The organism is Candidatus Sulfidibacterium hydrothermale (genome assembly GCF_020149915.1).
Lineage (GTDB): Bacteria > Bacteroidota > Bacteroidia > Bacteroidales > F082 > Sulfidibacterium > Sulfidibacterium hydrothermale.
The window spans coordinates 1,628,953-1,650,711 of record NZ_CP083760.1; the positions used below are offsets into that span (position 1 = coordinate 1,628,953).

The 21,759-nt window shown below is 43.8% G+C and carries 17 protein-coding genes; 5 read left to right on the top strand and 12 right to left on the bottom strand.

The window, feature by feature from the left end:
* Nucleotide 1: 1 nt before the first annotated feature.
* The 12 genes from LA303_RS06350 to LA303_RS06410 all read right to left on the bottom strand — a co-directional run bounded on the left by LA303_RS06350 (nt 2) and on the right by LA303_RS06410 (nt 13,869).
* On the bottom strand, nt 2-2,944 hold the full coding sequence (locus tag LA303_RS06350) for a LysM peptidoglycan-binding domain-containing protein (protein WP_240527083.1): 2,943 nt from the start codon (nt 2,942-2,944) through the stop codon (nt 2-4).
* Nucleotides 2,945-2,958: 14 nt separating this feature from the next.
* Nucleotides 2,959-3,756, bottom strand: a complete 798-nt coding sequence (locus LA303_RS06355) for a TolC family protein (protein ID WP_240527084.1) — start codon at nt 3,754-3,756, stop codon at nt 2,959-2,961.
* Nucleotides 3,757-3,850: 94 nt separating this feature from the next.
* On the bottom strand, nt 3,851-5,056 hold the full coding sequence (locus LA303_RS06360) for a sugar transferase (RefSeq protein ID WP_317196913.1): 1,206 nt from the start codon (nt 5,054-5,056) through the stop codon (nt 3,851-3,853).
* A gap of 4 nt (nt 5,057-5,060) precedes the next feature.
* A complete protein-coding gene (locus tag LA303_RS06370) occupies nt 5,061-5,438 on the bottom strand; it encodes a response regulator transcription factor (protein WP_240524452.1) in 378 nt (125 codons plus the stop codon).
* Between the two features lie 110 nt (nt 5,439-5,548).
* The gene (locus LA303_RS06375) at nt 5,549-6,745 is read right to left on the bottom strand and encodes an MFS transporter (protein ID WP_240524453.1); all 1,197 of its coding nucleotides are present in this window, start codon (nt 6,743-6,745) and stop codon (nt 5,549-5,551) included.
* Between the two features lie 80 nt (nt 6,746-6,825).
* Nucleotides 6,826-8,091 carry a response regulator gene (locus tag LA303_RS06380; protein WP_240524454.1) on the bottom strand — a complete coding sequence of 422 codons (1,266 nt, stop codon included), beginning with the start codon at nt 8,089-8,091 and terminating at the stop codon, nt 6,826-6,828.
* Nucleotides 8,092-8,251: 160 nt separating this feature from the next.
* Nucleotides 8,252-8,746: a hypothetical protein gene (locus LA303_RS06385; RefSeq protein WP_240524455.1), complete on the bottom strand. Its 495-nt coding sequence runs from the start codon at nt 8,744-8,746 to the stop codon at nt 8,252-8,254.
* A gap of 26 nt (nt 8,747-8,772) precedes the next feature.
* The gene (locus LA303_RS06390) at nt 8,773-9,897 is read right to left on the bottom strand and encodes an endonuclease/exonuclease/phosphatase family protein (RefSeq protein ID WP_240524456.1); all 1,125 of its coding nucleotides are present in this window, start codon (nt 9,895-9,897) and stop codon (nt 8,773-8,775) included.
* The gene (locus LA303_RS06395) at nt 9,894-10,823 is read right to left on the bottom strand and encodes a rhomboid family intramembrane serine protease (RefSeq protein ID WP_240524457.1); all 930 of its coding nucleotides are present in this window, start codon (nt 10,821-10,823) and stop codon (nt 9,894-9,896) included. The genes LA303_RS06390 and LA303_RS06395 overlap by 4 nt, the downstream gene beginning before the upstream one ends.
* A gap of 15 nt (nt 10,824-10,838) precedes the next feature.
* Nucleotides 10,839-11,702, bottom strand: a complete 864-nt coding sequence (locus LA303_RS06400) for a rhomboid family intramembrane serine protease (protein ID WP_240524458.1) — start codon at nt 11,700-11,702, stop codon at nt 10,839-10,841.
* A 26-nt stretch (nt 11,703-11,728) separates the two neighbouring features.
* Nucleotides 11,729-13,543 carry a DNA mismatch repair endonuclease MutL gene (gene mutL, locus LA303_RS06405; protein ID WP_240524459.1) on the bottom strand — a complete coding sequence of 605 codons (1,815 nt, stop codon included), beginning with the start codon at nt 13,541-13,543 and terminating at the stop codon, nt 11,729-11,731.
* 11 nt (nt 13,544-13,554) lie between these two features.
* Entirely contained in the window at nt 13,555-13,869 is a 315-nt protein-coding gene (locus tag LA303_RS06410) for a hypothetical protein (protein ID WP_240524460.1), read from the bottom strand.
* 331 nt (nt 13,870-14,200) lie between these two features.
* Between LA303_RS06410 and LA303_RS06415 the strand changes: the two genes are divergently transcribed.
* The 5 genes from LA303_RS06415 (at nt 14,201) to miaA (ending at nt 21,458) form a co-directional block, all read left to right on the top strand.
* Nucleotides 14,201-15,754, top strand: a complete 1,554-nt coding sequence (locus tag LA303_RS06415) for a DUF4301 family protein (RefSeq protein WP_240524461.1) — start codon at nt 14,201-14,203, stop codon at nt 15,752-15,754.
* Nucleotides 15,755-15,756: 2 nt separating this feature from the next.
* On the top strand, nt 15,757-17,238 hold the full coding sequence (locus LA303_RS06420; RefSeq protein WP_240524462.1) for a DUF5687 family protein: 1,482 nt from the start codon (nt 15,757-15,759) through the stop codon (nt 17,236-17,238).
* Nucleotides 17,239-17,559: 321 nt separating this feature from the next.
* Nucleotides 17,560-18,267 (top strand): ABC transporter ATP-binding protein, encoded by a 708-nt coding sequence (locus LA303_RS06425; protein ID WP_240524463.1) that lies wholly within the window; start codon nt 17,560-17,562, stop codon nt 18,265-18,267.
* A gap of 828 nt (nt 18,268-19,095) precedes the next feature.
* Nucleotides 19,096-20,535, top strand: a complete 1,440-nt coding sequence (locus LA303_RS06430; RefSeq protein ID WP_240524464.1) for a CCA tRNA nucleotidyltransferase — start codon at nt 19,096-19,098, stop codon at nt 20,533-20,535.
* 8 nt (nt 20,536-20,543) lie between these two features.
* On the top strand, nt 20,544-21,458 hold the full coding sequence (gene miaA / locus LA303_RS06435; RefSeq protein ID WP_240524465.1) for a tRNA (adenosine(37)-N6)-dimethylallyltransferase MiaA: 915 nt from the start codon (nt 20,544-20,546) through the stop codon (nt 21,456-21,458).
* Nucleotides 21,459-21,759: the final 301 nt, after the last annotated feature.

Sequence of the window (21,759 nt, forward strand, 5' to 3'; positions counted from 1 at the left end):
TTTAAGCTTCTTTCTTAAATACGATTTTATATTTGGTAGGATACTTTAAAAGATTTTTCAATTTGTCCAGATTGTTTTTTCTTGTTTTAGGCAGATCAGACATCAGATCATCCAGGTTGTACAGTTCCACTTCGTTGAGTACCACAATGGGTTTGCCTTTATAAGCTTCCTTGAAAATATCCATCGCTGTTTTGTCCGCTTTGGCAAAACGGTTACTGCTTTTAATGATATAAATGGCCAGATCAATTTCTGACAGCAGTTTAATGGGATAAGTGTGGTAAATAATGGATGGTAGTTCAATAAAGATATAATCGTAAGGAGTATTGTTTTTTCGCAAATACCGGCTTCCCATGAGTTCCTGCAGGTTAGCCACGTCAATGAAGTTGTTCTTGATTTCATACCGGTATGTGTAGTTATAATCTTCATCGTCTGTAGCTTCTCCCTCTTTGTAATTCAGGAATAAAATCCGGTCACCCATCGAACGCATCCGGTTAACGATCTTTTGGGCAATGAGCGTTTTCCCGGTTTCATTTTGTGTACTGAAAATCAGAACCACAAAGGGTTTCTCCGGTTTAAATTCCGATTTCTCCAGGTTGAGCTTGATGTTTTGAATCATCATATCAACCAAACGGGTGGTAATTTGAGACAGTTCGTTGGCCTGGTGTCGTGATGACAACAACGGATAAGCGCCGGCTAATTGCATTTCGGTTTGTTCCACCACGCGGCTGGGACTCTTTACAGAAGTATCGAAGTATTCAAGCAAAACAATGAGTAAAGCGACTACGAGGAAACCAAAAACGCCTGCGGCCAGAACAATATATTTGGTTTTGGACGGATTGGGCTGAATGGGGAAGAACGGCGGGTCCACGACTTTAATGTTGGTGGACATTTCCATGTTTTGCTGTTTCATTTTAGCCAGGTTCAGGCTATGGAGCAATTCAAGATAGGTTTGTTCAGCCACCTTTATTTCTCTTTGAATCCGCGTAAGCATAGCCCCCAACGGCGCCATCTTTTGATAGGTCTTGATGAAATCCAACTTTCGTTGAGCTAAAACGACCAATGCGGCGCGGGCTTCTACATAGGTGATTTTGTTTTGTAGCCAGCTGTCAAGTAGTCGTTGTATAGGAACTCCCTGTGTGGAGTGTCCATAGAGATACAGTTGATCAACATAAAGTTTGATTTCATTTCTCAACTGTTGTTGTTTCTGCTCAAGCAGGGTGAGCTTGTGTTTTACCGTTGAGCTGTATCCTTCGGCCAGCCGGTTTACCAGAATATCCTGGGTTACTTCAGCCAGTTCCTTCTCTTTTTGCCGGATGGCATCACTCTTCAGATAAATAGAGTCGCGGGCGGTCATTTTGGTTTCCAGTGCACGTAATGAGGCCATGGCACCAAACAGCCGTACCTGCTGGTCTTGATAATATTTATCCAACGCTTCTTTTTGTCCGGCGATGGCTTTACTTTGCTCGTAGTAGTTGATGATGTTATTGGTTTTATTAAAACGCAACAACCGGTCTTCAGCCTGCTGCAGCTTTTTGTCAGCCGAATCCACTTCGCGGGCAAAATATTTCACCACGCGATCGGTTTCATTTACCCGCAGCGATTTATAATCATCCATAAAGACCTGAGAGATAATTTTCAGTGTTTGCTCACAGATTCCCGGGTCGTCGCTGGTATAAGTCAGTTTTACCAGGTCACTATTGTTGATCCGGTAAATTTGTATCCGGCTGATGGAGTTGATACTGTAATGTTTGTTGGAGCCATAATGCAGCAATCCATAAATAAAGTTGGTATCGTTGGCAGCATAGTAGTTTCTTAGGTTAGCCACCGTTTTCTCATAATCAGACTTTTTAACTCCGGGCGGAATGATCGGGTCTTTAACAAAAACGCCGGCCGGATTGTTATAACTTTCTGCTGCACTTTTCGTGCTTGGTGTAGCCGATGTTGTTGTTTGTGCTGTTGTTGCCGGAGTGGTCTGCTCGTCTGTATAATCCGGCGAGACCTGTTTTACTGCCACATCGTATCCCGATCCGGTTGTTCTTCCACCGCTGATCAATAATTTTTGTCCTACTGTCAACGGACGGTTTCCCAGATGGTTCAACTCACGGAGCTTGCTGATATTGATTCCGTATTTTTTGGCAATAATATAAAGGTTTTCGCCCGGTTTAACAATGTGATATTGTGGTGTTCCGGAAGCCGGAAGCTTTTTAATGATCAGCGTTTGTCCGGCACTGATATTGTTATCGGTAAGTCCGTTCAGCTGCATTAGTTCACCCACAGAAACACCGTAACGGCTGGCAATGGAAGCCAGACTTTCTCCGGGAAGTACGGTGTGGGTAATGAAATTACTGTAGTCGGTATCTGCCGTACTGTTTTTCTCTACACCTAAGTCAGATGAAGCATGTTGCACGGTATTTACCTGTTTTGCCGGGGTCAGTTTGGAAAGTTCACGGATTGCCTGATTTCTTTTTTTCCTGATCTTCTTTTCCAGCGATTGAATTTCTTTTTCCAAAGCGTGGATCTGGGCTTCTTTTTTACGTTGAACGCCGTTTTTGCCGTTTTTCACCACCAGGTCTTTGATCCGCTGGGGGACCATTTGTTGTAGTTTCTCGAAATTATCTTTGGAAATATATTGCGGGTTGTAGTGGTCCAGCGAAAGATCCTGGGCGAGAAGCCGGATGGAAGTTTCCACCACGGTCTGCCGCGATTTCAGCAGGTTGATCATGTTATCAAATTGGGCGCTGGTACTGAAAAAATCGGTAGAACGTTGAACGGTTGACTCAATAGAGTATCCGGTGGTAATTCCGGTATAGATAATGGCTTCGGATTGATAAACTTTTTCCTGATTTCGCGCAAAATAATACACCACAATCGACAGGAGCAGAGGAACTCCTATCAACAGTACAATGTTTCTTTTAAAAAGTCGTATAAAGTATAATAAATCCATTAATTTTCAAGTTATTATCGCAATATATTTATCAGGTTGAACTTCATCCCCGTGGTTACTTCCAGCAACTGGTATTCCTTATTAAATTCGGCAATGGCCTGTTGGTAATTGATAGCGCCCCGCGTTTGAATTTCTTTCAGCCGGGTATATTCGGCCGTGGAAATCTCACCATTCATAAATTCATTTTGGGCCATACGCATCTGCATCATGGTGAAGTTCTGATATTCATTATATATTCTGATATAATTTTGATATTGTACCAAGTTGTTATAATGGTCGATCACTTCTTTTGCCAGAAAACGCCGGTTAATTTCTCGCTGTGTCAGCGCAATTTCGATCCATTTTTTCTGTTTGTTGATACGGTTTCGCCGGTCAAAAATAGAAGCCAGCGGGAACCGGATATAAAAACCTACTGCATAATTGTCACGGATAGACTCCGAGCGATAATAACGGTCGCGTTTTGTAATCTCGTCACGATCCCAGAAATTCCATTTTCCCAAATTCAAGTCAAGATTTAAGCTGAGATGCTCAAGCCAGGCTCTTTGCGCAGACAGTTGTTCGTAGTAGTAATACTGGGCCTTTAATTCCTGGTAATGCATGTCCGGAGAGTTGTAAGCTGCAGAGTCGATTAATACGCTCAACGGAGGAAGCCGTTTTACGATATTGTCGGTAAGCGGATTGAAATAACGCGAACTATCCACTTTTTGTTGTTGTCCGAATGCCGGAACAGTGAGCAGGAAAAATAAAACAAGACAACCCGTTATTCGGGTTGCGTCAATCCATTTGTTCTGTTTTTTTATTTCCTTTTTCACGGTCTTTACGGTTTAATTGGTGAAAAATACATTTTTACCTGTTTTCTTTCGATTTTCCGGTTCATGAGTTATTAAAAAAGTTTTGAACAGTTATTTACACGGTTTCTTTTTGAAATAAAGCTGGTATTGTTCTTAAAATCAATTTGATATCTCCCCAGAACGAATAATTGTAGGCGTATTGGTTGTCCAAAGCCTTTCGTTCTTCCTCTGACATCACGCCTCCTTTTCCTCTCAATTCTACCTGCCACAGCCCGGTAATTCCTGCCGGAGCAAGAAAACGGGCACTCCAGTCATCCGAAGTTAATTGCTCTGCTTCGTAAAGGGGTAGGGGGCGATTTCCTACAATTGACATGTCGCCTTTCAGCACATTAATGAGCTGGGGCAGTTCGTCAATGCTGGTGTTACGTATAATTTTTCCCACTTTGGTAATCCGCGGGTCATTTTCAATTTTAACGAAAGTAGCTCCTTTTTCTTTTTTCTTGAGTTCACGGTACCAGTATTCGCAAATCTTTTTTCCTTCGATATACAATACCGGAGAGCAATATTCCCCTTCTGGCAGTTTGGCACAGCGCGGGCAAGGCGGAAAATCCTGACTTTCTTCATCGTTTCCTTTTTCTTTGGCATACTGGTTCAGATGTTCCAGCTCTTTTAGCTTGGCATCGGCTCCGGTGTACATGGAACGGAATTTTAAAAAGTCAAAAATCCGATAGCCGGTACCTACCCGTTTCGATTTATAAATTACCGGACCTTTCGATTCCAGTTTGATGGCAATAGCCACCAGGATCATCAGCGGAGAAAGAATAAGCAGGGCGGTGGCTGAAACGATAATGTCGAAAAGCCGTTTGACAAAAGGAATCTTATATTCTTTTCGCACATCGAGTTCGGCGGGAGCGGTTTCGCGAAGTTCGCTTAGATAATATTGCAAAAAACGAATGCGTGTGAAAAGTTGTTCTGCCGGGGGCATGGAGAGATACAGATCGTCAATTACAGCTTTTTCTTTGAGCATTTTTTGACGGTAATTGGCATCTTCGCCAAAAGCAAACAGGATGAAAGGGGTTTTGGATAGTCCTAATTCGGCTTTGATGTGTTTAGCCAGTTCGCTTCCTTCAATGCCGGGAAGTTTATGATCGGACAGAATGGCATCGATGTCTTTGTTTTTCCGCAGGTAATCAATTCCCCGAAGGCCGTTTTCCATCACAACGAGCTCTGCTTCGGCGCTTTGTTTTTTCAAAGCGTCAATCACTTCCGCCCGGTTACCCATGTAGAGCAGTTTCAGTTTTTTCTTCGTCTCTGCACCCATGAAACTATTTGCTTATTCTGTTGAGAATATTCTCAATACGAATGGAAAGTTCTTCCGGATTAAATGGTTTGACAATAAAATCATCGGCTCCCATTTTAAGCAGTTTAATTCTTTCCTGGCTGCTTTCGATACCGGAAAGTACGATAATGGGAATATGCTTGAAAAAACCGCTGGCTCTGATTTGTTTCAGAAATTCCTGTCCGTCGAGATTGGGCATTTGTATGTCGGCAACAATTAAATCAGGAATATTTCCTTCCTCAAGATATTTTATTCCCTCCTGTCCGTCGATTTTAGTAACCACATCGTATTTTTTGCTTAGAAAGTTTTCGAGCAGCATACGAATAGACAGTTCATCATCGATGATTAATATTTTTTTCTTCATAACGAATACGGTGTTAATTTGACTGACAAATTGATACCCATTTTAAAGCAAATGTAAAGAAAATCTCTATATAACAAGCGTTTCATGCCAAACTTATTTACATTAAAAAGTTAATAACCTGTGTCGGGGGGCGGGGGTGTTCCCGAGCGACTTTTTTTCTTCAGGAAAAAGACGGCCGGAATGGCTGCAATAGCCAGAAAACCAGAGAGTAAAAAGGTTTCTTTTAAGCCGGCAGCATCGCCAATATACCCCACAGCCAATACGGAAACAGCACTGCTGATGAAATTAATGGTAGTGAAACTTCCGTTCATGAATGCCGGTTGGTTCGATCCCTGTTCCTGCACAAGAGCCAGCAAAACCGGTGTGGATGCTGCCAGAACGAAACCGAGAAACAACAGCGAGACCATTTGAAGGGCAGGACCTGACCATAAAAAAGTGAACATGAATATCGGCGATAAAATGGCAAGGATAAGCAGCATGGTAAACCGGCCAATGATGTCGGAAAGTCTTCCTGACAGGAAAGTGCCGGCCACCGCTGTAGCTTGCATTACCGAAAGCGAGAAAGCGCTAAAAAGCAGACTGTTTCCTTGTGTTCCTACCATGTAAGTCGGCAAAAACACAGACAGTCCTGCGCGCATCACCGAACGGAAAAGCATGTAAATGGTTAAAGCCACAAAAAAGCCGGAATACTGCTTTAAAGTTTTTTTCCATTGTAGCGATGAAGTCTGGTTGGTTTTGTCCACCGATTCATACGGAATTTTTTCGAGCAAAAAAGAGAGAATAACGGAGGCCACAACTGCCGGAATGGCCAGTCGCCAGGTTCCTTCGAGTCCCCACCACGAAACGGCACTTACCACGAGTAGGGGGCCCAGCATCCGGGCACTTTCGCCGCCAAGCATGTAATAGCTCATGCCTTTGCCGGTTCGTTTTCCTGAGAAATCTTTAATAATCACCGGAGCCGGAACATGAAAAATGGCCGAACTAACCCCGATGGTAAACAATAGAATGGCTAAAACGAACAAGTTGGGGGCTGTTCCCAGTAAGCTTCCGCTGATGGCGGTAACAAGCGGCGCCAGAATGATGATCGGCCGCCACGGAATTTTGTGGGCAAAAGTTCCCAGTACGGCACTAAAAAGGGATGGAATTCTTTGTAACAGACTCAGCCAGCTGGCATCAGACAAGTCGATTCCGTATTTTTTGATGAGCAGGGGCAGGAGTGGCGATAAAAAAGAAGAATAAACATCGTGCAGGAAGTGTGCCGATGAAACGGTAAATACTTTTTTCCGGTTGAAATTTTCGTTTTTCAAGGGGGCAAATTTAGTGGTTTTTCCGGAAAAAGTTTTCCTTTTTGTTTTTGCCGTATTTTGTTTATTCCGAATAACGCGGGTTAATGAAAATCGGTTGGGATGAGCGGGAATTTGCTGAGATCGAAAGGTTTGCTTAGATAATCGTCCATTCCTGCTGCCAGACAGTTTTCCTTGTCTTCCTTTTGTGAGTTGGCCGTTAAGGCGATGATTTTTACCCGTTTACGCCGGTTTTCTTTAGCTTCGACACGCCTGATTTGCCGGGTGGCTTCCAGTCCGTCCATTACCGGCATCTGAATATCCATAAAGATCAGATCGTAGTGCGATTGCCGGAATTTTTCAACGGCAATTTGTCCATTGTCGGCGACGTCAACCCGGAATCCTTGTCGGGAAAGAATTTTTTGGGTGAGTTTTTGGTTGATGGGATTATCTTCTACCAACAAAATATTGGGCGTGTCGGATGGCGTGAATGATTTGGGCATTACCGGGTGCCCGGGAGCCATTTTTATGGTGAAAGAGAAAGTACTTCCTTTTCCCGGCTGACTTTCAAGAAACATTTTGCCGCCGAGCAGATGACAAAGCCGCCGGGCAAGCGCCAATCCAAGTCCGGTACCCGGATTTTCGCGGGTCAGAGACATATCGCCCATGTTAAATTTTTCCCATATTTTGGATTGATCTTCTGTTTTGATGCCGATTCCTGTGTCCTGAATGGAAAACAGGATTTCGTGTTTCCCATCGGAAAAAGCCTGCGGGGTTACGGTCAGCGTAATTTTTCCGCCGGCAGGTGTGAATTTAAAGGCATTATCAAGCAGTTGGGTCAGGATTTGTTTCATGCGGTTGGCATCGCCTTGTAAAAATTGAGGTAACCGGTTGCTCAGTGAAGATTGAAAGTGAATTTGTTGTTTGACTGCTTTTTTCTTATAAAAGGTAATGACTTCCTGAAGTACATCAATCAGGTGAAAATGGATTTGATCTAATGTCAGCTGACGAGCTGCCAGTTTGTAATAATCCAGTACGTCATTCAGCATCGAGAAAAGGTGTTGTCCTGAGTGATGGATGGTATCGACCAGTTCGCGGCTTTCCGCGTCAAGTGCTTTCTGTTGCAAAAGGTTGGTGGCCGAAAGAATGCTGTTGAGCGGAGTTTTGATCTCGTGACTGACATTGGATAGAAAACTGGCACGGAGTTGTTCGGTTTTCCGGATTTCTTCGTCAAGTGTTTTCATGTTGTTCTTGAGTTGTTTAAGGGTTTTTCTGCGTTGTTCAATAAGCTGTTCTTCATTGGGTAAATTTTCTTTAGCAGTATCTTTGTTTAGTACCTGTTCTTTCCCGTGTTCTGATTTTAAAACCATATGAAAATGATTTGCTGTTCGCTTAATGAGTTTGAATTTAACAATTTTCAGGCCGTTGTTTGTAATTTTTTGTAAAACAGATTGTTGTTGTGGTACGGGATGTTAAAGATTTCCCTTTTTGGGACAACCGATTCTTTGGCGGGAAAACGGGATGCAGGTATTAATTATATTTTCCGGAGTCGGCTTTAAAAATTCCCCAACGGGGATGGTAGGCCAGCAAACGGGTTTTGTATTTTTTGCCTTCGGAGGTGACGGCGACCAGCCGGAAATTTTCAAAAGTGAAGTTGGCGTGTTCCAACAAATCAATGAAAATAGAAAAAGGAAGAGAAAATTCTGTTTTTTCTCCGGTTTTAACCGGTTGATTTTCCGGTAAAGAAAGTACGGTTTTCAGATTGATGGATTTTTTGTTGTGAAGGGCATCGGATAGCTCCAACTGGATGGTTTCTAATTGGATAGCTTTCGTGGGTAACAGCTCTATGATCAGGGTGGTTATTTTTCTTTTTTCTTTTTGAATGTAAACAGCAATACGAAAATCCGGATAGCTTTGCCGGTCGAGCGGCAGATATCGTTGCTTGCCGCGTTTGGGAATAGAAAACAGGGCAAATGCCAGCACCAGTCCGAAGATGACAAAATATCCGATGGTTGTTTCCGTCATGCGGGCAAAAGTAGGAAAAGTTCTGTTTATTTATTTGATGATCCGGTCTTGTTTTGAGAAGCTGGTTTTTCGCTGATTTCCATGCTGATGGGAAAGTGGTCGGACAGCCGGACCGGATATTTTTTAAAGGAAAGAATATCCAGTTTTTTATCGGCAAAAAGATAATCGATGCGCAGCAGCGGCAAAGGGCCGGCGTAGGTTACACCGGTTCCCCATCCTTTTTTTACAAAAGCATCCTGCAAAAGGGAAGCAATCCGGAAATAAGCCCGTGAAGAAGGGGTATCATTAAAATCACCACAAACGATGACCGGATAAGGAGAAGATTGGATCGTCTGAACCAGTAATCCGGTTTGTCGTTCCCGTAAACGAAAAGCTTTTTGAATTTTGTGGTAAATATCGGCAAAATGATGCTTGACATCTTGTTTTTTCCAGGCGGCAGAAGGTGGTCCGGATAACAAATCCAGGTCGTTCTGTTTCAGGCTGATGCTGGCAAGGTGTACGTTAATAACCCGGAGCGTGTCTTTTCCGGCTACCATATCGGCATAAATGCCAAAAGTCCGGTATCCTTTGAATTTCAGTTTGTGGTGACAAAAAATTGGAAACGGGGTTACAATAACCAGTCCGGTATTTTTGCTTCCTTTCCGGGTGTAGTAACTGTAAAAAACAGCATGTTCACTGCTGTTTTTCTGAAACAGATCGGTTTTCTTTCCGCTATATTCCTGTAAACAAAGAATATCGGGATGCTGCCGGAGCAAAAAAGTGAGAATTTTAGCTTTGATTTCTGGACGGTAAGGGGCCTCGTTTCTCCCGGCAAATCCCTGAACATTGTAGCTCAGGATTTTGTATGCTTTTTCTTTTTTCTGACCGGATGATAAATGCAGGGCAAAATTTGTTTTTAAATGCTCGTATCCTAAAAGAAGGATAACCAGGGATAATACCCACAAAAAGTTGCGGCGCAACAGCCATAAAACAACAAAAAGCAAATTGGCGATGACCAGAACCGGATAAATAAGTCCCAGCGCAGCCACGAAAGCATGCTGCGACGGAGATTCTTTTTGTGCCCAGTAGCTTAAAAGTAACATGCCGGCTGCTACCACATTCAGAATCAGAAGTGGCTCATGCAGGATGGAATGTTTTTGTGATTGGCTCAATGATTCTTTTTGCTTGATTTGAACAGTAATTCTTTTTCGGCTTTGGTGAGACTGGCGTATCCCGAGTGGGATATTTTATCCAGAATCCGGTCGATTTCGGCCTGGGTAGCTGCTTTTTTCCGGTTGTACTCTTCGTCGGTCATCGGACGTCCCGAAGCGGGTCTTGACGTGTCAAACCGTTTATATTTTCTTTTTTGCAAGTTGATATCCGGAAAATTCAATCTGTCGAACAGGCTGAAAAGGTCTTTTCCGTTACGTAATGACAGTGCCCACAAAAAGCCGTACAAAGCACCGCCAAGGTGGGCAATGTGTCCGCCCGGATTATCTGATGGAATGCTTAAGATATCCAGTAAGACAAAAGCAATGGCCAGCCATTTCAGTTTAACCCTTCCCAGCAGAAATAATTGCACGGTGTAGTTGGGAACATAAGTGGAAATGGCCACGATGATGGCCAGAATGGATGCCGATGCTCCTAATGCTACTGCATTTTGACGTATTGAAGTGAAAACCGGAAAAATATTAAAGGCAGCGACAAAGAAAAACGCTCCGGCCAGTCCGCCAAGAATGTAAGTCTTTAGCAGCTTGCGCTGGCTCAGGTATTCGGTGAATAAAATGCCGCCGAAGTAAAGCATGATCATGTTAAAAAGCCAGTGGAACAGTCCTTCGTGCAGGAACATGTAAGTAAAGACAGTCCAGGGCATAAGGGCCAGTTTGTGCAAATCGGACGGCAGGGCCAGAAAACTACCGAGAACCGTTAGCCCGTAAGGCCCGTGTATGCCAAAAAGCCAGGTGAAAAGATGAACGACTGCCGTCAGTAAAAAAATGGCCGTATTGATCAGTATCAGTCGCGACAGTACATTCCTGCCGAAAAAAATACTTTTAATCCATTCATTCCGTCTGCCGGGTTGTTGATAATATCCGTACATCTCCTTTTGTTTTTGTTACATATTCGGACCAAAAAGATGTCCTTTCTTTTTCCAGTACAAGATAATCAATAATCCTACCAGCATGCCGCCCACATGGGCAAAATGTGCCACATTGTCGCCCGGCCGGTTGCTGATGCCGGAAAAAAGTTCCAAAAGGCCATAGCCAATAACAAACCATTTGGCTTTGATAGGGATGGCAAAATAGAGATAAATGAGCGTGTTGGGGAACATCATTCCAAAAGCAAGCAGTAAACCGAAAATAGCTCCTGAAGCACCGATGACGACCATTTGGTTCAGCATTTCTTCTTTGTAAGTCGATAAAAAGCTGATGATTTGCTGAATGTTAGCAGGGCCTGCAGAACCGGCAGCCAATAAATCCACATTATGATTGAAAAGGTTGATGTCGCTTTGTGATAAGGTGGTGGTGAGTGCATTCAGATGGAAACTGTAATGCTGGAAATAAGCTTCAATTCCCTGTACCGTAGGATGGGCAATGATGGCATTCAGCATGTCCAGATTACCGCGAAGTTCAAAATGGATCCAAAAGATGTAAACCACTGCCGAACCTAATCCGGTCAGGAGATAAAACACCAGGAATTTTTTTCCGCCCCAGACATTTTCAATGACGTTACCAAACATCCACAAGGCAAACATGTTAAAGAAAATGTGAGCCCATCCGCCATGCATGAACATGTAGGTGACGAACTGGTAAATTCTAAATCCGGGAGCCCCCGGATAATGTAAACCGAGGATACTGATAAGATCAATTCCGTATTTGGCCAAAGCCAGTGTGGCCAGAAAAAACAATCCGTTAATGATCAGCAGGTTTTTGACCACGGGGGGCAAAATCCTGAAACCTGTCGGGCTGTATTGTTGCATCGTTTTCTTGTTTTTAAATTAAAAAATTACCCTTTCAAAAACTGTTCCAGCTTTTCCATCGGAATAATGGAAAGGGTTTTGCTTCCGTCCGGAGCCTGTTCAGGCAGCTGACAAAGGAAAAGTTTATTGAATAAATCGGCCATTTGCTCATTGTTAAGAATGGTGCCGTATCGTATAGCCAGTTGTGTGGCCATGGTACGTGCCATCCGGATGTGGATGTCTCTGCCCGGTTTTCCGCTTTCTTTTTTAAAATCTTCGATGATTCTTTCCAGTGTTTCTCCGGTTTTGCTGCTGTCGAAGTTTTCCGGAATTCCTTTAACCACAATCCGGTTGGTGCCGAAACTTTCCCACATGAATCCCAGCTGTTCCAGTTCGGTTCTGAGTTCTTTCAGGATAGAGATGTCACCGGCAGAAAAGTGAAAATCCTGGGGAAAGAGTTGTTGCTGTGATGCCGGTTTTTGTCCTTGCAGCTGTTCCAGAAAAAATTCATACAAAATACGTTGATGGGCCCGGTTCTGGTCGATGAGCATCAGCCCGGATTTTACATTGCAGACAATGAATTTTTTATGAACCTGAAAGAAGGTTTCAGCCTGTGGGCCAGCCATTCCCGGTAATTCTGTCTGGGTTTCTTCCGGGTTTTCTGCCGGGATATCCGGCTGAAAAATTTGTTCCCATTGCTGGTGCTCTTTTTTAAAAGCATGGGGTGTTGCCGGTTGGCCGGAAGATTTTTGCTCGAATGGATTATAATCCGGGTTGTAATGTACAGAAGGAGGCGTAACCTTTTCACCTGCGGGCATGCCCAAGGCGGTATTGATTTCGGGGTCCATGTCAAAATCAATGGTGGGCGTCAGGTTGTGCATGCCGATAGATTTTTTTACTGCTGCATGCAAAACGGCATAAACATAGCGTGCATCCTTGAAATTAACTTCGGTTTTGGTGGGATGAATGTTGACATCAATATCAGCGGGATCCACTTCAAGGTGGATAAAATACGACGGGAACGTATCGGCCGGCAACAGTTCGCTGAAAGCATTGGTTACCGCGTGATTCAGATACGAGTGCTTAATAAACCGGTGATTGACAAAAAAATATTGTTCACCCCGGGTTCTTTTGGCAAACTGGGGTTTTACAATAAAACCTTTGATGGAAAGCAAATCTGTTTTTTGTTCTACCGGCAGCAGGCGCTGGTCGTAAGCTTTGCCAAAAATGCCCACAATCCTTGATTTTTCAGAAGAACGGGGAAGCTTGTATATTAGTTTGTTGTTGTGTGTCAATGAAAAAGCAATATCGGGCCGGATTAAAGCCACACGGTGAAACTCTTCCATGATGTGCCGTGTTTCAGCCTGATCGGATTTTAAAAAATTGCGTCGGGCCGGGACATTAAAAAAGAGATTTTTTACGGCAATGGTTGTTCCGGCTTTACAGGGACAGGGTTCCTGACTGATGACTTTAGAGCCTTCGATACGAAGACAAGTTCCCAGTTCGGCATCATGAGGCCGGCTTTTGGCTTCGACATGGGCCACGGCGGCAATGGAGGCCATGGCTTCGCCACGGAAACCCAGGGTGTGAATAGCGAAGAGATCTTCTGCTTTTTGTATCTTGGAAGTGGCGTGTCGTTCAAAACACATGCGGATATCCACTGCCGACATGCCACAGCCGTTGTCGGTTACCTGGATCAGTGTTTTTCCGGCATCTTTTATGAGTACATCGATTTCGGTAGCGCCGGCATCCACTGCATTTTCCAACAGCTCTTTTAAAGCCGATGCCGGACGTTGAATGACTTCGCCTGCTGCAATTTGGTTGGCTACCGCATCGGGAAGAAGTTTGATAATATTCGACATAGGGGATGAGCTTATTTGGAAACCACGCCAAACAGTGCCAGGAAATTTTCGATCAGATGGGTAAAAAGGATGACATAAATGCTACCAAAAATGAATACGGCATATACAAAATAGGTAATTAGCCGGGTGGCCCGGGCATTGGACGGATCGGTAGGATGCACCCATCGGTGCGACATCTTCAGGCGCAATTGCTCTTCTTTGCTCAGGTTAGAATCGTAACCCAGTTCGGCTTTGCGGCGTTCCCATTCTTCTTTTTTGGGATCGAAATGGCGTGGTTGATAGCTAAACCGTTTGGGTTTTGGGGTTTTGAAAAAAACTATACGCATGTTGATATCCTTTTGGGGGCAAAGATACGGAATTTTAAAGGGGATGGCAATTTTTTGCTTTTTGGCTGTCAGCGTGAGGGGGTGCAGCGGCAGCCCGGCGCCGGGCACGCCGAATGGAAACCGGCGGAAACGGGGCGACCGAAGGAAGCCCCCGGAGACGCCCGGATTGACACGGTGTGCCCTGTGCCGGCTATAGCGGAACACCCGGCCCCGCCCGGCGGGGACACGCCCGCTTTTTTGTGAATATTATTTTAAATGCGTCTTTCGTCGGGATGTGTTAAAATCGGGAAAAAACCTTAATTTTGTTGTCTAAACCCAAAAGCACATCTTTATGTTTTCTGAAAAAGATCTTCAGCAAATGCAGGCGAAAGGGATTTCTCCTGAAACGGTTGAACAGCAAATCGAACGTTTTAAAACCGGCTTTCCGTTTATTCGCCTTGACGGTCCGGCTACCGCCGGAAACGGGATTTCGGTTTTCGACGAAAAACAGGTAAAAGCACTGGAAGAAAATTTTGACCGCGATAAAGACGATTATGAAATATTGAAATTTGTTCCGGCGTCGGGGGCTGCCAGCCGGATGTTTAAAAAACTGTTTGCTTTCAGGCAGTCGTTTACCGGCAGCGAAGAACAAATAAAAGCGCTGGAACAGGAAGATGATTTGCAGAGTGTCGGTTATTTCTTTAAAAATCTTGAAAAATTTGCGTTTTACGAGCTGCTTTGCGAAGCGTTGAAAAAAGATGGGCTGGACATGGAAATGCTCCGGAAGCAGAAAGATTACAACACGATTTTGGATTATCTGCTGACGGATAAAGGGCTGGGCTACGGACGGTTGCCCAAGGCGCTGCTGCATTTTCATCTTTATCCCGACGGGCCGCGCCGGGCTTTTGAAGAGCATTTGGTGGAAGCCGCGCATTATGCCGCCGATAAAAACGGCGTGGCGCGGGTGCATTTTACTGTTTCGCCCGAACATCAGCAGGAATTTGAAGAAGCCATTGAAGCGGTACGGGAAAAATATGAAAAGCGATATGATGTGCGTTTTGACGTTACTTTTTCGCAACAAAAACCCTCAACGGATACGATAGCGGTGGACATGGACAACCGGCCGTTCAGGAACGAAGACGGCAGCCTGTTGTTCCGGCCGGGCGGACACGGTGCTTTGATTGAAAACCTGAACGACCTGAAGGGAGAAATTATTTTTATAAAAAATATTGACAATATCGTTCCCGACCGGCTTCGCGATACCACTTATCTGTACAAAAAAGTTATCGGGGGACTGCTTTTCCGGTTGCAGGAAAAAACCTTTGAATATCTTGACATGCTGGAAGACGGAAATCTTACCGGTGACGAAGTGGAAGCGATAAAAACGTTTGCCCGCGATGAGCTGAACATTTTTATTCCGCCGGCTTATGAAGGATATGATAAAATGGAAAAAATTGATTTTCTTTTCGGGAAACTCAATCGTCCGATGCGGGTGGCCGGCATGGTGAAAAACGAAGGCGAACCCGGCGGCGGTCCTTTTTGGGTGCTTAACGACAATGATGAGCGTTCGTTGCAGATTGTTGAATCGTCGCAAATTAATTTTGATGACCCTGAACAAAAAGCCATGGTGTCGCAGGCTACCCATTTTAATCCGGTGGATTTGGTGTGCGGTGTACGGAATTTCAAAGGCGAACCTTTCGATTTGCGGGATTTTGTAGATCCGCAAACCGGATTTATTTCCATTAAATCAAAAGACGGTCGCGACCTGAAAGCCCAGGAACTGCCCGGATTGTGGAATGGTGCCATGGCCGACTGGATTACCCTTTTTGTGGAGGTTCCTTTGATTACTTTTAACCCTGTGAAAACCATTAACGATTTGTTGCGTCCGCAACATCAACCCCATTAATTATGATTAAACAATTTATTTATCTGCAAATCCGGCGGGTAACCCGCTCGTCGTTTTGGCAGAAAAACCTGGCGCTCGGTATTATTACGGGGATTTTTGTGGCCATTATTTTGCTTGAATTATTGGCAGTGGGAATTTTTCTCGGCGATATCCTGAGCAAAGCTTCCAAAGGAACGCCGCCGGTGCAAATGCTGGACAAAGTGTTGATTTATTATTTTATGGTGGTTTTTGCCATCCGGTTTTTTATTCAGGATTTGCCCACCATGGAAATTACACCTTTGCTGACTTTGCCGGTAAAGCGAAGACAGATTAGTTTGTTTTTGAATTACCGTTCGCTGCTTTCGTTTTTTAACTTTTTGCCGTTTTTTCTTTTTCTGCCGTTTACGTTAAATTACTTATCTGCTCATTATCCGTTGTCTGCCGCTTTTTTCTGGTTTGCCGCTATCTTTTTGTTTGAGTTGGGCTCTAATTTTTTGGTCATTCGCATCAAACGGCAAACGACGGTAAAGCCGGCGGCTGTTTTGGCGGTTTTTGGCGCAGCACTTGTCATTGTATTGCTGGAGAAATTTCATATTTTTTCATTTTCGGTACTCTCTTCGTGGTATTTTGATCATCTCTTGCATCAGCCGTTTTGGATTTTGTTACCGGCGGCGTTGCTGTTGCTGTTTTTTGCTGAAAGCTATCGGTATATTAAACGGAACAGCTATTTGGAAGATTTCAGCCGGAAGAAAAGACATACTGACCGGGTGAGCAGCCGTTTGGAAGGATTGGAAAAACATGGTAAAATCGGGGCGATGATTTTGAAAGAAGTCCGGTTGCTATTGCGCAATAAACGGTCGAAACAGATGATTTTCTATGCGTTGCCACTGGGACTGTTATACGGATTGATTTTCTATCCCAATAAGCAAAACCAAAGTCAGGATATGGTGCTGGCTTTTGTGGGGATTTTTGTTACCGGCATCTTTTTAATTACGTACGGACAGTATATTTTGGCCTGGGAAAGCCGCCATTTCGACTTTATTCTTACTTCTAACGTGTCTTGGGAAGAATTTTTCAGGGCAAAGTATTATTTGATGGTCATCCCGACGATTGTGACTTATGTGCTGAGTATTCCGTATGTTTATTTTGGCGTGAATATTTTGGCTATCAATACGGCCATGTTTCTTTACAACGTGGGGGTAAATGGCCCGCTGCTCTTGTTTATGGCGTCTTTTAACCGCAAGCGGATGGAGCTCGACCGGGGACAAATGATGAATTATCAGGGCGTAGGTCTTAATAACTTTCTGAATATCATTCCGTTGATTTTGGTTCCTTCGTTGTTGTTTTTGCTGCTTTCTTCTTTCTGGGGACATACAGTAGCTTTGTTGCTGATTGCGTTGATGGGGATTTCCGGCGTGTTGTTTCATGGCGTACTGATTCGTCGGGCTGCCCGCTTTTTTATGAAAAACCGGTACAAGATTGCCGAAGGATACCGGAGCAGTTAGGATGTGAGGATGTTTGGATGTGAGATGTAAGATGTTTGATGATGATGTTTGGATGTGGGATGTTGAGTGTAGAATGATGAACGATAAATGTAGAATGATGAACCGGTGAATAGGAAAAAGTCCATTAGTCATTGGTTGATTTTAAGTAGTTTAGCGTTTGACGTTTAATGCTTGATATTTTTTGTGATTTGATTTTTTGGGGGTTCGTTTGCGATTTGTTTTTTGGGAATTTGGGATTTCCCATTTTAGGCACTTTAAACTTTAGGCACTTGAAGTACTGGAAATGTTTGTTTTTAGGTTAGAAAATGAATTTTGTTGATTATGATACAAGTAGAAAATTTAAAAAAGAATTACGGCGGCCGCACGGTGTTGCAGGTACCCGAATTAACCATTGAAAAAGGCGAACGTTTTGGTCTGGTGGGGAATAACGGAGCTGGCAAAACGACTTTTTTCCGGCTGATTTTGGATTTGATTCGTGCCGATGACGGCCGGGTGCTTTCGTATGGAAAGGACGTTTCAAAAACCGAAAGCTGGAAAAGCTATACCGCTGCCTATCTCGATGAAGGCTTTCTGATCGATTACCTGACACCGGCAGAGTATTTTTTGTTTGTGGCCCAGCTGAATGGATTGAGCCGGGGCGATGTGGAGCAGTTTATAGGAAATGAACTGCATGCTTTTTTCGGTACGGATATCCTGCAGGAGAAAAGTTATTTGCGTGAGCTCTCTAAAGGGAATCAGAAAAAAGTGGGGATTGCTGCGGCTTTGATGGTTGACCCGGAAGTGTTATTGCTGGATGAACCCTTTTCTAACCTGGACCCGACATCCCAGTTTCAGCTGAAAGAAATCCTGAAAAAATTTCAGGAAACAAAAAAGCGGTGTGTACTTATCTCGTCCCATGATCTGAATCATGTTACCGAAGTATGTGAACGCATTGTGGTGCTCCATGAGGGTGAGATCGTTCATGATTTGGAAACCAATGAAAATACCCTGAAAGAGCTGGAAGCCTTTTTTGCCGTGAAAGGTGATTAACGTTTTGGATGTTTGGATGGAGGATGTTGGATGTGATGATGTTGGATGGGAGGATGTTTGGATGGGAGATGTGGGGATGGAAGGATGAAGATTTTGATGAGCAATGTGAAGATGTGGGATGTTCATGAGAATGTAGAATGATGAACCGATGAATGGGAAAAGTCATTGGTTATTAGTGATTGGTTTATTTTCAGTGTTTTAGTTGTGTTTTTGCTGCCATCCTGAACGAAGTGAAGGATCTCAAAAAATAATCACAGTAATTAAAATAGATTCTTCGCTACGCTCAGAAAGACAAAACAATTGTTGGTTAGAGTTTAGAATTTCGTTTGTGATTTGCTTTTTGGGGAATTTGGGATTTCCCATTTTAGGCACTTTAAACTTTAGGCACTTGAAGTACTTAAAATTTGAAGTACTTAAAATGTGAAGTGTGAAGTACTTGAAGTAAGAAAGATACATATCTCGTTTATAACTAATCCCGAAGGGATTAAACATCAATAACCCTGTACGAAGTGCAGGGAAATAAACCCATCAAAAAAGCATAACCCCAAAGGGGTTGAATACCATCCTCTGAATAAATTCAGCGTCAATGGTAATAAGTCGTCCCTCCGGGACTCCAAGTATCGCATCTTCTGTGTTTTACACAAACGAAAGCAGGAAATTCATCGCCCGAGCAGACGTGCAAACGATGAAAGAGTTTAGCATTTGGTGTTTTTTTGTGATTTGCTTTTTTGTCTTTTGTGATTTCCCACTTTAAACTTTTGGAACTTGCGTTTTGGGGGATGTTTCCCCGCAATCGTGTCGTTTACTTTTTACTACTTTTGCAACGGCATGGACGATTTTAAGAAATATATCGAAAAAGAGCCTTTTGTTTCGGTGGCTGCGGTGGCACAAAAGCGGGATATTCCGGTTTATGTCATTGGCGGATATGTGCGCGATTTGTTGCTGGGGCGCCCATCGAAAGATGTGGATTTTGTAGTGGTGGGCAGCGGCGTTGATTTTGCCCGTGAACTGGCAGCATCGCTTGGGGGTAAAACGGAAGCCCGTTATTTTAAGAATTTTGGCACGGCGATGCTCCGCTATAAAGGATGGGAACTGGAATTTGTGGGAGCCCGGAAAGAGTCGTACCGCCGGAGTTCGCGAAAGCCGATTGTGGAAAACGGCACGCTGGAGGATGATCGCCGCCGTCGTGATTTTACCATCAATGCGCTTTCTATCAGCCTGAATAAAAATGATTTCGGGAAACTTTATGACCCGTTTAACGGATTGGATGATCTTGAAAAGAAAATTATCCGGACTCCGTTAGATCCGGATATCACCTTTTCGGATGATCCGTTACGGATGATGCGGGCTGTCCGGTTTGCTACCCAGCTTGGCTTTTCTATTGAAGAAAATACATTTGCAGCGATCAAACGCAACCGGAACCGGATATCCATTGTCTCCACTGAGCGGATCACCGATGAACTGAATAAGATCATTTTGGCCGAGAACCCGAGCCGGGGCTTTTTGCTTTTGGATGAATCGGGGCTTCTGGAAAAGATATTTCCTGAATTTGTCCGGCTGAAAGGGGTGGAAGTCATCAACGGAAAAGGCCACAAAGATAATTTTTATCATACGCTTGAAGTTTTGGATAACGTTGCCAAAGTTTCGGATAATCTCTGGTTACGTTGGGCAGCATTGCTGCACGATATTGCCAAGCCGATGACCAAACGGTTTGACCTTAAAACAGGCTGGACTTTTCACGGCCATGAATTTGTCGGAGCCAAAATGGTGCCCCGCATTTTCCGGAAACTGAAACTGCCGGCCAACGAAAAAATGCGTTATGTACAAAAATTGGTACAACTGCATTTACGGCCCATTGTGCTGGCTGAAGAAATTGTTACGGATTCCGCTGTCCGGCGTCTGCTTTTTGATGCCGGCGATGATATTGACGATCTGATGATCCTTTGTACGGCTGATATTACTTCAAAAAATGAAGCCAAAGTACGGCGTTACCTTAAGAATTTTGAACTGGTGCGCCGTAAACTGAAAGAAGTGGAAGAAAAAGACCGTATCCGTAACTGGCAACCGCCGGTAACCGGGGAGATCATCATGGAGACTTTTGGGCTGAAACCTTCCAAAACGGTGGGCGACATCAAAACAGCTATTCGCGAAGCCATTCTCGACGGAAAAATTCACAACTCTTATGACGAAGCGTTCCGTTTTATGCTGGAAACCGGAGAATCCATGGGACTTAAAGTGGTAAACCGGAAGCATTTCCCCAAAAAATAGTTTTTTACATGGCCGGAAAGAAAACATTATTGGTGATTTTAGGACCGACGGCTTCCGGTAAAACCGGTGTGGCCATTCGTTTGGCTAAATATCTCAAAACGGAAATCATTTCGGCCGATTCGCGGCAGTTTTATCGCGAGATTCCTATTGGCACGGCCGCGCCCACAGAAGAACAATTACGAGAAGTTCCCCATCATTTTGTCGGAAATCTTTCTTTACAGGACGATTATAATGTTTCGCGGTTTGAACGGGATGTACTGAAACTGCTGGAGCAGAAATTTCGTCAGCATGAGGTGATAATTATGGCCGGCGGCTCCGGTTTGTATATCGATGCCGTTTGCAAAGGGATAGATGCTTTGCCTGATCCTGATCCGCAACTCCGCCAAACGCTTGAAAAACAATGGAAGCAACAGGGAATTGCCATGTTGCAGCAGCAGTTGGAAGAGCTGGATCCGGATTACTATGCGGTGGTGGATCGTCAAAATCCCAAGCGGCTTATGCGGGCTATTGAAGTCTGTTTGCAGACCGGAAAAAAATATTCTGAGTTGCGGTTAAACCGGCCGGCAGAAAGGGATTTTCGTATCCTGAAAATCGGGCTGAACCTGCCCCGTCAGGAACTTTTTGAACGGATACACCAGCGTACGGACCAAATGCTGGAAAACGGCTGGTTGGAAGAAGCCCGCCGGGTGTTGCCTTTTCGTGAAAAGAATGCCTTGAACACGGTGGGGTACAAAGAGCTTTTTGCCTTTTTCGACGGAAAAATGACGTTGGAGGAAGCGGTTGAAAAAATAAAAACCAATACCCGCCGCTATGCCAAGCGACAGCTTACCTGGTTTAAACGTGATACGGATATTCACTGGTTTTCGCCGGAAGAAACCGATTCCATTCTTGCGTTTGTTCGGGAAAGGATTAATGAAGAATAATCCCGATTACAGATCAAGATACCTTTGGGTTTGTTTCAATTGAGTGTCGGTATTTACCATTTTGAATCCCATTGGAATAAAGACTTTATTCACTTTCAAAAACTTCTATAAATGATTTTGTAAATTTATTTTTACAAAAAAGTATTGATTTTGTAATATTAGATTAACAAAATGGTACCGCATTAGATTATATGGGGGTATGAAATAGTAGTTGAAAAGAACGTTTTGTTTTTGTTATGCTTTGTTGTGATAATATTGAATCTTTTCGGGATTCTGCTTCTCGTTTCTTTTGTTTTTTTGT

Bases quoted from the DNA above. Each gene is read 5' to 3' on its own strand.
- LA303_RS06360 (WP_317196913.1), bottom strand. From the start codon at position 5,056: ATGGGTGCAGAGACGAAGAAAAAACTGAAACTGCTCTACATGGGTAAC.
- LA303_RS06410 (WP_240524460.1), bottom strand. From the start codon at position 13,869: ATGCGTATAGTTTTTTTCAAAACCCCAAAACCCAAACGGTTTAGCTAT.
- mutL (WP_240524459.1), bottom strand. From the start codon at position 13,543: ATGTCGAATATTATCAAACTTCTTCCCGATGCGGTAGCCAACCAAATT.
- LA303_RS06380 (WP_240524454.1), bottom strand. From the start codon at position 8,091: ATGGTTTTAAAATCAGAACACGGGAAAGAACAGGTACTAAACAAAGAT.
- LA303_RS06400 (WP_240524458.1), bottom strand. From the start codon at position 11,702: ATGCAACAATACAGCCCGACAGGTTTCAGGATTTTGCCCCCCGTGGTC.
- LA303_RS06420 (WP_240524462.1), top strand. From the start codon at position 15,757: ATGATTAAACAATTTATTTATCTGCAAATCCGGCGGGTAACCCGCTCG.
- LA303_RS06415 (WP_240524461.1), top strand. From the start codon at position 14,201: ATGTTTTCTGAAAAAGATCTTCAGCAAATGCAGGCGAAAGGGATTTCT.
- LA303_RS06425 (WP_240524463.1), top strand. From the start codon at position 17,560: ATGATACAAGTAGAAAATTTAAAAAAGAATTACGGCGGCCGCACGGTG.
- LA303_RS06350 (WP_240527083.1), bottom strand. From the start codon at position 2,944: ATGGATTTATTATACTTTATACGACTTTTTAAAAGAAACATTGTACTG.
- LA303_RS06370 (WP_240524452.1), bottom strand. From the start codon at position 5,438: ATGAAGAAAAAAATATTAATCATCGATGATGAACTGTCTATTCGTATG.
- LA303_RS06385 (WP_240524455.1), bottom strand. From the start codon at position 8,746: ATGACGGAAACAACCATCGGATATTTTGTCATCTTCGGACTGGTGCTG.
- LA303_RS06430 (WP_240524464.1), top strand. From the start codon at position 19,096: ATGGACGATTTTAAGAAATATATCGAAAAAGAGCCTTTTGTTTCGGTG.
- LA303_RS06395 (WP_240524457.1), bottom strand. From the start codon at position 10,823: ATGTACGGATATTATCAACAACCCGGCAGACGGAATGAATGGATTAAA.
- miaA (WP_240524465.1), top strand. From the start codon at position 20,544: ATGGCCGGAAAGAAAACATTATTGGTGATTTTAGGACCGACGGCTTCC.